At 69.4% G+C, this 12,943-nt stretch carries 12 protein-coding genes; 10 read left to right on the top strand and 2 right to left on the bottom strand.

The window, feature by feature from the left end:
* Positions 1-10 precede the first annotated feature (10 nt).
* Positions 11-547: a low affinity iron permease family protein gene (locus BLV92_RS23355; RefSeq protein WP_090549537.1), complete on the bottom strand. Its 537-nt coding sequence runs from the start codon at positions 545-547 to the stop codon at positions 11-13.
* A 456-nt stretch (positions 548-1,003) separates the two neighbouring features.
* Here BLV92_RS23355 and BLV92_RS23350 point away from each other — a divergent pair, with 456 nt between their 5' ends.
* The 7 genes from BLV92_RS23350 (at position 1,004) to BLV92_RS23320 (ending at position 9,863) form a co-directional block, all read left to right on the top strand.
* Positions 1,004-3,256 (top strand): TonB-dependent receptor, encoded by a 2,253-nt coding sequence (locus BLV92_RS23350; protein WP_090549534.1) that lies wholly within the window; start codon positions 1,004-1,006, stop codon positions 3,254-3,256.
* Positions 3,257-3,266: 10 nt separating this feature from the next.
* On the top strand, positions 3,267-4,097 hold the full coding sequence (locus BLV92_RS23345; protein WP_090549531.1) for a tetratricopeptide repeat protein: 831 nt from the start codon (positions 3,267-3,269) through the stop codon (positions 4,095-4,097).
* Complete coding sequence (locus BLV92_RS23340) at positions 4,094-4,777, top strand: Fe2+-dependent dioxygenase (protein ID WP_090549528.1); 684 nt, start codon at positions 4,094-4,096, stop codon at positions 4,775-4,777. Before BLV92_RS23345 ends, BLV92_RS23340 begins: the two co-directional genes overlap by 4 nt.
* Positions 4,778-5,143: 366 nt before the next feature.
* Complete coding sequence (locus BLV92_RS23335; protein WP_090549526.1) at positions 5,144-5,857, top strand: 2Fe-2S iron-sulfur cluster-binding protein; 714 nt, start codon at positions 5,144-5,146, stop codon at positions 5,855-5,857.
* A gap of 13 nt (positions 5,858-5,870) precedes the next feature.
* Positions 5,871-6,872, top strand: a complete 1,002-nt coding sequence (locus BLV92_RS23330) for an FAD binding domain-containing protein (protein ID WP_090549523.1) — start codon at positions 5,871-5,873, stop codon at positions 6,870-6,872.
* Positions 6,869-9,106, top strand: a complete 2,238-nt coding sequence (locus BLV92_RS23325; RefSeq protein ID WP_090549517.1) for a xanthine dehydrogenase family protein molybdopterin-binding subunit — start codon at positions 6,869-6,871, stop codon at positions 9,104-9,106. The genes BLV92_RS23330 and BLV92_RS23325 overlap by 4 nt, the downstream gene beginning before the upstream one ends.
* A 169-nt stretch (positions 9,107-9,275) precedes the next feature.
* Entirely contained in the window at positions 9,276-9,863 is a 588-nt protein-coding gene (locus tag BLV92_RS23320; protein ID WP_090549514.1) for a nucleotidyltransferase family protein, read from the top strand.
* Between the two features lie 22 nt (positions 9,864-9,885).
* Here the strand turns inward: BLV92_RS23320 and BLV92_RS32205 are convergent, their stop codons facing one another.
* The gene (locus tag BLV92_RS32205) at positions 9,886-10,056 is read right to left on the bottom strand and encodes a hypothetical protein (RefSeq protein WP_167627135.1); all 171 of its coding nucleotides are present in this window, start codon (positions 10,054-10,056) and stop codon (positions 9,886-9,888) included.
* 292 nt (positions 10,057-10,348) lie between these two features.
* On the opposite strand from BLV92_RS32205, the gene BLV92_RS23315 reads away from it, so the two are divergent.
* From BLV92_RS23315 to BLV92_RS23310, 3 genes are all read left to right on the top strand, one after another.
* Entirely contained in the window at positions 10,349-11,095 is a 747-nt protein-coding gene (locus tag BLV92_RS23315; protein ID WP_090549510.1) for a PIG-L family deacetylase, read from the top strand.
* 75 nt (positions 11,096-11,170) lie between these two features.
* The gene (locus BLV92_RS32200; RefSeq protein WP_166676698.1) at positions 11,171-11,320 is read left to right on the top strand and encodes a hypothetical protein; all 150 of its coding nucleotides are present in this window, start codon (positions 11,171-11,173) and stop codon (positions 11,318-11,320) included.
* A gap of 375 nt (positions 11,321-11,695) precedes the next feature.
* The gene (locus BLV92_RS23310) at positions 11,696-12,919 is read left to right on the top strand and encodes a PepSY-associated TM helix domain-containing protein (protein ID WP_090549504.1); all 1,224 of its coding nucleotides are present in this window, start codon (positions 11,696-11,698) and stop codon (positions 12,917-12,919) included.
* The last annotated feature ends 24 nt before the right edge of the window (positions 12,920-12,943 follow it).

Raw genomic sequence — 12,943 nt, 5'->3', positions numbered from 1 at the left:
CCCGGCGTATTCACGCGCCGGGGCCGTTCCGCTTTCCGGCCGCGTCGTCCTCGTCCGCCGGTTCGCCGCTCGCGCCGTCGTGCGTGTCGCTCTCCGTATCGCCCTCCGTCTGCCGCCGCGACGCGAGTTCCAGCCAGGTCGCCGCGAGCCGCCGCAACTCCTCCTCGCTCGCGTTCTCGATCCCGATCAGCGCGTTGCTCGCCGCGTGCTGCGACGACAGCAGTTCGTCCAGCTTCAGGTGCATCGCGACGCTGTCCTTGTTCTGGCTTTGCTGAAGCAGGAAAACCATCAGGAACGTGATGATCGTCGTGCCGGTGTTGACGACCAGTTGCCACGCGTCCGAATAGTGAAACAGCGGCCCGGAGACCAGCCACACGACGATCGCGACGACCGCGCCGCCGAACGCATACGGCGACCCGGCCGCGCGCGTCGCGGCGGTCGCGAAACGGTCGAATACGCGCGTCAGCGGACGCCGGCGCTCGCTGCGGCCATCGTCGCCGGACCGGCCGGGGCCGCGGCCCGGCGACTCCTTCGTGGTCACGCTCATCGCTCGCTCCGTGGGGCGTTGGGTTGCGCTTACGACAGCAAAAGCCGCGCCCAATCCCGTTTTCCTCGCCGGAGTAGGCGCAAATATTTACGTTTAGCTATCAGATAGAAGACAGTAGCCGCTCGACACCGTCCACCTCGCCCATTCGATTACGGCTGCCCTCCCCTCCCAGCCAATCGAATTTCGTTGGCTGCACATCGTTTTTCGATCCGACAGCATTCCCCCAATTTCCCCCATCTTCACGCATTCATCCCTCTATAAGACGTCAACAACATTCATTCCCCCCACCCCACCAGCATCCCCCATCACCCTCGAAAGCTCGAATTGAATGCGAACGCTTCTCAATTACTAATTTCTTCAATAGAATGCTGTTCGAAATAAATTCGTAAACACAACGCAATGCGATGGAAAGGCTCGCGCCGCTCCGTCCAGCGCGGATAACGTAGAGGAACCAGGATGAAGTCGCGCGCCGACGAGCTGAAGCTCGGCAAACTCAGCACCACGTTATGCAGCGTCCTCGCGGCCGGCCCTGCGCTCGCGCAGACCACCGGCACCCCGCCGCCCTCGCCCGACGGCGAGAGCCAGCTTGCGCCGATCCAGGTCTCCGGGCAGACCGAAAACGGCTTCAAGACCGATCATTCGTCCGACATCCGGTTCACCGCGCCGCTGATCGACACTCCGAAGTCGGTCAGCGTGATCCCGCAGGAACTGATCCAGAGCACCGGCGCGGCGACGCTGACCGAGGCGCTGCGCACGGTGCCCGGCATCACGTTCGGCGCGGGCGAAGGCGGCAACCCGCTCGGCGACCGCCCGTTCCTGCGCGGCTACGACACCCAGGGCAGCATCTTCGTGGACGGCATGCGCGACATCGGCGCGACCACGCGCGAAGTGTTCAACACCGAGCGCATCGAGGTCATCAAGGGCTCGGACGGCGCGTTCGGCGGACGCGGCGGCCCCGGCGGCAGCATCAACATCACGAGCAAGACGCCGCATCTCGGCAACAGCGCGGAAGGCAACGTCGGGCTCGGCAGCGACAGCTATCGCCGCTTCACCGCAGACGGCAACTGGCAGTTCGCCGACCACGCCGCATTCCGGCTCAACGTACTGAGCCACAACAACGACGTCGCCGGCCGCGACGAGGTGAACAACTCGCGCTGGGGCGTCGCGCCGTCGATCGCGTTCGGCCTCGGCACGCCGACCCGCGTGACCGCGAGCTACTACCACCTGGACACCGACGACCTGCCCGACAGCGGCATCCCGTACTTCTACACGACGACCAACAAACCGGCCGGCGTGAACACGCTGTATCCGGCCGACGTGAACCGCCACAACTTCTACGGCCTCGTCGATCGCGACTTCCGCAAGACGCAGTCGGACATCGGCACGGTGCGCATCGAGCACGACATCACGCCGGCGCTGACGATCCGCAACACGACGCGCTACACGAAAGCGAGCCAGGATTACATCGTCACGCAGCCGGACGACAGCCAGGGCAACGTCGCGAACGGCATGGTGTGGCGTCGCGCGAACACGCGCGCGAGCGACGTGTGGAGCCTCGCGAACCAGACCGAACTGTACGGCGAGTTCCACACCGGCTTCCTGAAGCACAACTTCGCGACCGGCCTCGAACTGTCGCGCGAGACCGCCGCAAACGACTCGTATGCGGTCGCGGCCGCCACCGGCGCGATCTGCCGCACGGCAGGCATCGGCGCGCCGTCCGGCTACAACTGCACGAGCCTGTGGAACCCGAATCCGAACGACCCGTGGGCCGGCACGGTCCGGCGCAACGAGGACCCGAGCCGCCAGCGCACGACGACGAAGGCGCTGTACGCATTCGACACGATCGAGATCACGCCGCGCTGGCTCGCGAACGTCGGCCTGCGCGTGGACGATTACTCGACGCGCTTCACGAACACCGCCGCGAACGGCGGCACGCAGATCGACCGCGACGACACGCTGTTCAACTACCAGTTCGGCCTCGTGTTCAAGCCGGCGAGCAACGGCAGCGTGTATGCGTCGATCGCGACGTCGTCCACGCCGGCCGGCGCATTGCTCGGCCAGGGCAGCGAAACGCAGTCGCTCACGCCGGGTCGCGGCGGCGTCGGCGTGAACGCGGCGCAGCTCGGACCGGAGAAGAACCGCAGCATCGAGGTCGGCACGAAGTGGGACGTGCTGGACAAGCGTCTGTCGCTGACCGGCGCGCTGTTCCAGATCGATACGACGAACGCGCGCGTCACGCTGCCGAACAACGAATACGCGATGGTCGGCGGCAAACGCGTGCAGGGTCTCGAACTCGGCGTCGCGGGCAAGCTGACGAACAAGTGGCAGGTGTTCGGCGGCTACACGTATCTGCACAGCGAACTGCGCGACAACGGCAAGACGACCACGGACAACGGCCACGAATTTCCGAACACGCCGCGCAACAGCCTGAGCCTGTGGACGACCTACGACGTGCTGCCGCAATTCACGATCGGCGGCGGCGCGTTCTACATGTCGCAGGTGTTCGGCGACACGGCGAACGTGCATGCGGTGCCGTCGTACTGGCGCTTCGACGCGACCGCGCGATACCGGATCAACAAGCACTTCGACGTGCAGCTGAACGTGCAGAACCTGTTCAACCGCACCTACTTCGACCAGGCCTATCCGACTCACTACGCGTCGATCGCGCCGGGACGCTCGGCGTTCGTCACGATGACCGCGCGTTATTGAGGCGTTCGCGATGCACGACCCGAAGCATCGCGACGACGATGACCGGCCATTGCACGAGCGCGTGCCGTTGCGCGCGCTCGCGTCGGTGTCCGCGGAGCAGTTCGCCGCGATCCTCGCCGGCCCGCCCGAACGGGCGGCCGCGTGGGTCGCGGCGGCCGCGCACAACGGCATCGTCGACGCGCAGGCCGTGTACGGCCAGTACCTGCTCGACGGACACGGCGTCGAGCGCGACCCGCACGCGGCGTTCACGTGGTTCCGGCACGCGGCGCGGCGCGATCATCCGATGGCGATGAACATGCTCGGCCGCTGCTACGAGAACGGCTGGGGCACGGCCCCGTGCGCGGACGTCGCCGTGTACTGGTATCGGCTCGCCGCGCGCGCGGGCCTCGACTGGGGGATGTACAACTACGCGTCCGCGCTCGCGCTCGGACGCGGCATCGCGCAGGACCGCGCCGAGGCGCTCGACTGGTTCCGCCGCGCGGCCGCGCTCGGCCACGCGAAGTCGCTGAACTTCATCGGCAGCTTCTACGAGGACGGCTGGGTCGTCGAAGCGGATGAAGCCATAGCGCGCGACTACTACCGGCAGGCCGCCGAAGGCGGCGACTTTCGCGGCCAGTTCAACTACGCGCGGATGCTCGCAGCGCAAGGCGAGATCGACGCCGCGCTCGCATGGCTCGCGCGCGTGCCGCGCACCGCGACGCCCGCGTTCGTCGCGCAACTGCAGGGGTGGCTCGCGAACTCGCCGGTCGATGCGTTCCGCCGCTTCGCCGCCGCGCTCGCGCTCATGCACACCAACGCGGATGCGGATGCGCCCGCAGCAACACGGAGAACGACAGCATGATGTTGCAGATACCGCGGGTGCTGACCCGCGACCAGGTCGCGCAATGCCGCGACGCGCTCGACGCCGCGCCGTGGGTCGACGGCAACGCGACGGCCGGCATGCAGTCCGCGCAGGTGAAGCAGAACCAGCAGTTGCCCGAAGGATCGCCGGTCGCGCGCGCAGTCGGCGACGCGATCCAGGACGCGCTCGCGCACAACCCGACGTTCTTCTCGGCCGCGCTGCCGCTGAAGGTGTTCCCGCCGCTCTTCAACCGCTACGCGGGCGGCGACGGCTTCGGCACGCACGTCGACAACGCGATCCGGCTGTTGCGCGGCACCGACTTCCGCATTCGCAGCGACCTGTCCGCGACGCTGTTCCTCTCGGACCCGGAGAGCTACGACGGCGGCGAGCTGTGCGTCGAGGACACCTACGGCACGCATCGCGTGAAGCTGCCGGCCGGCGACATGGTGCTGTATCCGGCGTCGAGCCTGCATCACGTGACGCCGGTCACGCGCGGCATGCGCGTCGCGTCGTTCTTCTGGATTCAGAGCATGGTCCGCGACGACACCGAACGCTCGCTGCTCTATCACCTCGATCACGACGTGCAGCGTCTGTCAGCCGAACGCGGCTCGAACGACTCGACCGTCGTGAGCCTCACCGGCCTCTATCACAACCTGCTGCGCCGCTGGGCCGACGCGTGACCGCCATGCGGGCGGCGCCCCGCCGCCCCGCTTTCTGACTGTCGCGCCAGCTTCGCGCCGGGCTGACGACAGGTCCACGACAGTGCCGCGCCATGCTGCGATCCGCACGCGCGAATCGCACACGCGGCCCTTTACATGCGCGTCGGGACAGTGCAACGTGCTGGTCTGACGCGTGGCGCACGGCACGGCTTTCGTGACGCCTGCGTGTCGCGCGGGTCCGCCCTTTCCCCTGTGCATCGACGTCGATGCGCGGCGGCGGAGCCGCGGCACTGGAATTGCTGCAAGCTGTGGTCCGCACGTCGTTGCCGGCTGCATCGCACGGCAGCGCGTGCGGGTGTCCGTCACCGATGGAGCCCGCCGAACGCCATGTCCAACGAACGTCCCCTCGATCCTCGCACCCCGTCCGCCGACGCGGCAGCGTCCACGCCCGCCGATACGTCGCGCCGGCGCTTTCTTCAATCGGCCGCTGCCGCAGCGGCGCTCGGCGCGACGCCGCATCTGCACGCGCAGAACGCGCCGTCCGCCGATTCCGCCGATTCCGCCGCGCCTCTCCCTCCACCGGCGCCCGCGCAACCGGTGCGGCTCGACATCAACGGCCGCGAATATGCGTTGCAACTCGAACCGCGCGTCACGCTGCTCGACGCGCTGCGCGAATACGCCGGGCTGATGGGTACAAAGAAGGGCTGCGACCGCGGGCAATGCGGCGCATGCACGGTGCTCGTCGAAGGGCGGCGCATCAACTCGTGCCTCACGCTCGCGGTGATGCACGAAGGCGAGCGGATCACGACGGTCGAAGGTCTGGCCGGCGCGACATCGCTGAGTCCGATGCAACGCGCGTTCATCGAGCACGACGCGTTTCAGTGCGGCTACTGCACGCCGGGCCAGTTGTGCTCGGCGACCGCGTGTCTGACCGAGTTCGATGCCGGGACAGCGAGCGCGGTCACTGTGGACGTGCGCGCGCGTCCCGCGCAACTGACGGATGCCGAGATACGCGAGCGGATGAGCGGCAACATCTGCCGCTGCGGTGCGTACACGAACATCGTGGCCGCGGTGCGCGACGCGCACGCGGCCAAAGCGTGAAAGGAGACGCGTCATGCAAGCGATCTCCTATCGACGCGCGGCCGACGTGAACGCTGCGATCCAGGCCGCGCAGCAGCCGGGCGCCGCGTTCATCGGCGGCGGCACGAACCTGCTCGACCTGATGAAAGGCGGCGTCGCGCAACCGGTCACGCTGATCGACATCACGCGCATCGATGCGTTGAACCGCGTCGATGCGCTGCCCGATGGCGGCCTGCGGATCGGCGCGCTCGTGCGCAACAGCGACGCCGCGAATCACGCACTCGTGCGCGCGCGTTATCCGCTGCTCACGCAGGCGCTGCTGTCCGGCGCATCCGCGCAGCTACGCAACATGGCGACCGTCGGCGGCAACCTGATGCAGCGCACGCGCTGCGGCTACTTCTACGACACCGCGTTCGTCCAGTGCAACAAGCGCTCGCCCGGCAGCGGCTGCGCGGCGCTCGACGGCCATAACCGGATGCACGCGATTCTCGGCGCGAGCGCGCAGTGCGTCGCGGTGAATCCATCGGACATGAGCGTCGCGCTCGCGGCGCTCGACGCGACCGTGCAGGTCAGCGGCCCGCGCGGCGCGCGCTCGATCCCGTTCGCGCAGTTCCACCGGCTGCCCGGCGACCGGCCCGATCTCGACACGACGCTGCAGGCCGGCGAACTGATCACGTCGGTCGATCTGCCGCCGTCCGCGTTCAGCGAGCACGCGCATTACCTGAAGGTCCGCGACCGCGCGAGTTATGCGTTCGCGCTGGTGTCCGTGGCCGCCGCGTTGCAGATGGACGGCCGCCGCGTGCAAACCGCGCGCATCGCACTGGGCGGCGTCGCGCATCGGCCGTGGCGCGCGGAGGCGGCCGAGCAGCATCTCGCCGGCCGCACGTTGAGCGCCGCGACGCTGCGCGAAGCGGCGTCCGCCGCGCTCGCCGACGCCCGGCCGCTCGACGGCAACGCATTCAAGATCCCGCTCGCGCAACGCGCGATCGTCCGCTCGGTGATGCTGGCCGCGGGCCAGACCGGAGACTTCGCATGAGCAATCTGACTGGCCAGCCGCTCGACCGGATCGACGGCATCCTGAAAGTGACCGGCGACGCGCGTTACGCGGCCGAGTTTCCCGAAGCGCGGCTCGCGCATGCGGTGCTCGTGACGAGCACGATCGCGAGCGGCACGGTCGCGTCGATCGACACGGCCCGCGCGCAGGCGATGCCCGGCGTGCTGCTGGTGATGACGTCGCAGAACGCGCTGCGGCTGCCGAACGGCGGCCGCTCGCCGCTGTCGCCGCCGGCCGGACGCCGGCTCACGCTGTTGCAGGACAACGCGATCCGCTACAGCAACGAGCCGGTCGCGGTGGTCGTCGCGGACACGCTCGAACACGCGGCCGACGCCGCGCGCCAGTTGCGCATCGCATACGGCGCGACGGCCGCGACGCTCGACTTCGAACGCGCGAAGGCGAACGCGTACGACCCGGCGAGCCAGCAGGGACGCCCGATGGCGACGCAGCGCGGCAACCTCGAAGCGGGTATCGCGGACGGCCCGGTGAAGGTCGATGCGGTCTATTCGACGCCGCTGCAGTTTCACAACGCGATGGAACCGCACGCGACGATGGCCCGCTGGGACGGCCCGCAACTGACGCTGTACGACTCGACCCAGGGCGTCAGCGGCACGCGCACCGCGGTCGCGGCGATCTTCGGCATGCCGGCCGACAACGTGCGCGTGATCTCGCCGTTCATCGGCGGCGGCTTCGGCAGCAAAGGCTCCGCGTGGTCGCACGTCGCGCTGTGCGCGATGGCCGCGAAGCAGACCGGCCGCCCGGTGCGGCTCGCGCTCGAACGGCCGCAGATGTTCGGGCCGGTCGGCGGACGGCCGCGCACCGAGCAGCACCTGACGCTCGCCGCGCGCGAGGACGGCACGCTGACCGGCATCGTGCACGACACGACGTCGAACACGTCGACGTTCGAGGACTGGACCGAGATGTCCGCGCTCGTCACGCGGATGATGTACGCGGTGCCGAACCAGAGCACGCGGCATCGTCTCGTGAAGCTGAACGTCGGCACGCCGACCTTCATGCGCGCGCCCGGCGAGACGACCGGTTCGTTCGCGCTCGAATCCGCGATGGACGAACTCGCGTGGCAACTCAAGATGGACCCGGTCGCATTGCGGATGAAGAACTTCGCGGCGATCGAGCCGCAGGAGAACAAGCCGTGGTCGTCGAACGCGCTGCGCGAATGTTATGCGGAGGCCGCGCAGCGCTTCGGCTGGTCGCGCCGCGTGGCCGTGCCGCGCGCCATGCGCGACGGCAACACGCTGATCGGCTACGGGATGGCGAGCGCGACCTATCCGGCGAACCGCAGCGAAGCGGCGGCGCTCGCGCGGATCCTGCCGGACGGCACCGCGATGGTCGCATCCGGTACGCAGGACATCGGCACCGGCACGTACACGGTGATGACCCAGGTCGCCGCCGACGCGCTCGGCTTTCCGCCCGAGCGCATCCACTTCGCGCTCGGCGATTCGACGCTGCCGCGCGCGCCGGTGTCGGGCGGCTCGCAGTCGGCGGCGAGCGTCGCGCCGGCGGTGCAGGCCGCCGCGCGCGGCGCGCGCGACCAGTTGATCGCGCTCGCGATCGCCGATCGCGGCTCGCCGGTTTATGGCGTATCCGCGAACGACGCGACCGTCGACAACGGCTGGGTCGTCAGCCGCGGCGATCCGTCGAAACGCGACCCGGCCGCCGCGATCATCGCGCGCGCGGGCGGCCAGCCGATCGAGGTGCAGTCGTCGACGAAACCCGGTGACGAGAAGCAGCGTTACGCGTTCCATTCGTTCGGCGCGGTGTTCGCGGAGGTGCACGTCGACGCGGACCTCGGCACGATCCGCGTCGCGCGGCTCGTGTCCGCCTACGACGTCGGCGGGCGGCTGAACGAAAAGACCGCGCGCAGCCAGTTGCTCGGCGGCATGGTGTGGGGCGTCGGCACCGCGCTCGAAGAGGAAGGGCTGCTCGATCTGCGCTACGGCCGCATCATGAACGGCAACCTCGCCGAGTATCACGTGCCGGTCAATGCGGACATCGGCGAGCTGGACGTGATGTTCGTCGGCGACGCGGACACGCGCTTCAATCCGCTCGGCATTCGCGGGATCGGCGAGATCGGCATCACCGGCGTGCCGGCCGCGATCGCGAACGCGGTCTATCACGCAACCGGCGTGCGCGTGCGCGACCTGCCGATCACGCTCGACAAGGTGATGCCGCGCGCGATGGGGACGACAACCACGTGAGCGTTCGCGCGTGCCTGACGATGGCGAGGCTCGGTCCGTTGCGAAGCGCGTCGCGCGTCGTCCGGCACGTGCAACCGCGTTCGACTGCCTGCGCCGATGCCGCGGCGACCCTTGCCTCGCCGACCGTTGCGCCGCACAATCGGCGTGTCCCCGTTCTTGCGCGCCCACCATGTCCTATGCCTCGCTTGCCACCGGCGTGCTGCTCGCCGCCGGCACCGGCTCGCGCTTCGATCCCGACGGCCTGCGCAACAAGCTGCTCGCGCCGCTGCCCGGCGGCGGCACCGTCGCACAGGAATCCGCGCATCGTCTGCTGCTCGTCGTGCCGAAGGTCGTCGCGGTCTTGCGGCCCGGCGCGGAAATGCTCGCGCGGATGCTGAACGACGTCGGCTGCGATGTGGTGTTCTCCGCCGACGCGGTGCGGGGGATGGGCGCGAGTCTCGCGGCGGGCGTCGCCGCGACCGACGACGCGGAAAGCTGGATCGTCGCGCTCGCGGACATGCCGCGGATCTCGGTGGACACGATCGGCGCGGTCGCGCGCGCGGTGGACGAAGGCGCGTCGCTCGTCGCTCCGTACTACCAGGGGACGCGCGGACATCCGGCCGGTTTCGGCGCCGAGCATCGCGCGGCGCTGCTCGCGCTCGACGGCGACGCGGGCGCGCGCGCGCTGTTCGGCTCGCAGACGGTCACCCGCCTCGACGTCGATGACCCCGGCATCCTGCGCGACATCGACACGCCGGCCGATCTGGCCGGCATCTAACGGCTGCCGGCCTCTGCTGCGTTCAGGGATGACTGGACGGCGCTTCGGCGTCGGCCCGCTGCGCGGCGGAAGGCGGCGCCTGGGTGGCGCTCGCGACCTGCTGCGGACCGGCGTGTGCGCCGGTATGACCGAAAAGCGACGGCGCGCCGATCAGCCCCGCCACGAACACCACCGCAATGACCACCGCACCCATCGCCCGCTCCCGCCGTGAGCCGGACGCATGCACGACGCCCGGCGTTTGAGAAAGGCAGAAGTCTAAGGGCGCTCGCAGGGACTGCGAAACGGCGAAAGCCCATAAACAGCGTTGCCTCGGCCGCAACAATGCGCGCCGAAAACCGCCTTCGCACCTGCGACTGGGACGCGAATCCCGACTAATCCCCGTCCATCGTTCGCCACAGCGAACCAATCGCCCACCCGCTACGTTCACACAATTGTCCTAAGCTGTTGGGGCACTGCGAAACACGTCGTTCGGCCGGACATCCACCATGAGTGAAACCCATCCGCGTCTTCTGATCCTGTCGCCGCATTTCGGCGATGCCGTGTTCGGTTGCGGCTCGCTGCTCGCGACGTATCCGGACACCGCGGTCTGCACCGTGTTCGCGGCCGCGCCCGAATACGACGTGCACACGGACGCCGACGCGCTGTGCGGCTTCGACACGGCGCACGAGGCATTGCGTGCGCGAATGCTGGAGGACGACGCGGCGCTCGCGATGTTCGACGCGATCCCGATCCGCATGCCGTTTCGCGACCGGCAGTATCTCGATCCGCCGTCGCTCTCGACGCTGACCGCCGCGCTCGAAGAGGCGATCTACGGCTCGACCGCGAACACGCTGCTGATGCCACTCGGCCTGTACGACGCGGACCACGCGCTGGTGTTCGACGCGTGCTGCGAACTGCTGCCGCGCCTGGCGCATCTCACGTGGTTCGGCTACGAGGAGGCGTTCCACCGCGCGCGGCCGGGGCTCGTGCAGACGCGGCTCGTCGATCTCGCCGGGCGCGGCATCGTCGCGACGCCCGCGCGGCCCGACATCCGCCACACGCTCGACCCGGCACGCCAGGTGCTCGCGAAACACGACGCGGTGTGCGTCTACGCGAGCCGGCTGCACAGCTACGAAGCGGACGGCGGCGACCTGCTCGCGCCGGAACGCTACTGGCGGCTCGACGTGACGCGGCACGCGGGCGCGCGGCGGGTCGATGGGCCGCATGCGGCGCGCCGATCGCCTACGCTATGAAGGCGTGTCCCGCCGCCGGCCCGCGATGGCCGGCGAGACGACGCGCACCGCCCGCCCGATGCAAGAGGTGACCTGATGATCTGCTCGCATACGAATCCGCTTCCCGATCCGCTCGCCGACCCGACGCGCGACCCGGACCACGACCCGCTGTCGCCGCCGTCGCCGGGTCATCACAACGACGAGCCGCAGCGTCCGGAAGGACCGCCGGACAAAGACCCGGTCTAGCATGCCGGACGCGGATGCCGGCGCGGCGGATGCGGCATCCCGTCGGCTTGCGGGCCTGGGCGCACCTCGGCGCGAGGCTTTCGTCGGGCGCGCCCCAACCGTTCCCTTCCGCCGTCCCGCGCCTCTGAACAGGTCCGACAACAGGTCCGACTTCAGGCCGCGGCGACGCGGCTAAAAGTATCGATCCACCCCGCTCCGTCCCCGCGTAACGCACCCGCAGGCTTTCCGAACGCTTGCGCCGGCACCGTTCGCCGCATAGAATGCGAACGATTCCCATTTGCAGACCTGTAGTACGACCGTGACCCCCGCCGTGACCGCGAGCCCGCGCGCCCGCCCTTCGACCTGCGCGCGCCGCCGCGCGCCGCGGTCCGCCGCATGAGGCCGCTGCTGGTCCGCCTGCACCGGTGGTTCGGTCTCGCCACCGCCGGTTTCCTGTGCCTCGCCGGCCTCACCGGCGCGGTGATCGCGTGGGACCACGAACTCGACGAGGCGCTGAATCCGTCGTATTTCCACGGCAGGACCCCCGGCCAGCCGCTGCCCGCGACCGAACTCGCGACCCGCCTCGAAGCCGCCGACCCGCGCGTGCAGGTCACCTATCTGCCGCTGTCGACCGATCCCGGCGAAACGCTCGTCGTGCGCGTGCAGCCGCGCCTCGATCCGCAGACCGGCAGGCGTTACGAACTCGACTTCAACGAGGTGTCGCTCGATCCGGTCACCGGCGCGATCCAGGGACGCCGCCAGTGGGGCGCGCCGTCGCTCGCGCGGCTGAACCTGATTCCGTTCCTGTATCAACTCCACTACACGCTGTTCCTGCCGACGAAGGTCGGCATCAACTTCGGCGCGTGGACGATGGGCGTGGTCGGCATCGTGTGGCTGGCCGACGGCCTGATCGCGATCGTGCTCGCGTTCCCGAGCCTCAAAAGCTGGCGCAAGTCGTTCGCGTTCCGCGTGCGGCGCGGCGGTTACGCGCTGACGTTCGACCTGCACCGTTCCGGCGGCGCGTGGCTGTGGGGGCTGCTGACGGTCGTCGCATTCACGTCGATCTCGATGAACCTGAGCCGCCCGGTGGTCGAGCCGGTCGTGTCGCTGTTCTCGACGCTGACGCCGAGCCCGTTCTTCCAGCACGCGGACGGCAAGCCGCTGACGCAGGACGAACTCGCGGCCTCGCGCACGCGGATCGTCGCCGCGGCCGCCGACGCCGCGCGCCGCGAAGGACTGTCCGCGCCGCCCGGCGCGCTGCTGTTCATGCCGGCTGCCGGCACGTATGGCGTCGGCCTGTTCGAGCCCGGCAACGACCATGGCGGCGTCGGCCTCGGCAACCCGTGGCTCGTGATGGACGCGCGCACCGGCAAGCTGCTCGGCGCGCAGGTGCCGGGGCGCGGCTCGGCCGGCGACGTGTTCTTGCAGGCGCAGTTCCCGCTGCACTCGGGGCGGATCGTCGGTTTGCCCGGCCGCATCGCGATCAGCTTCACCGGTCTCGCCGTCGCGATCCTCAGCGTGACCGGCCTGCTGATCTGGCTGAAGAAGGCGCGCGCGCGGCGGCGCGCCGCGAAAGCGCCTTCGAAAACCGTGCGCTCGCGCGAACGCACCACCGGCTGAAAAACGGCTGGAAAGACAACGGGC

It is taken from the genome of Paraburkholderia caballeronis (assembly GCF_900104845.1).
GTDB lineage: Bacteria > Pseudomonadota > Gammaproteobacteria > Burkholderiales > Burkholderiaceae > Paraburkholderia > Paraburkholderia caballeronis.
Note: the sequence above shows the minus strand (reverse complement) of the source record. Positions and strands in the feature narration are given on the sequence as shown.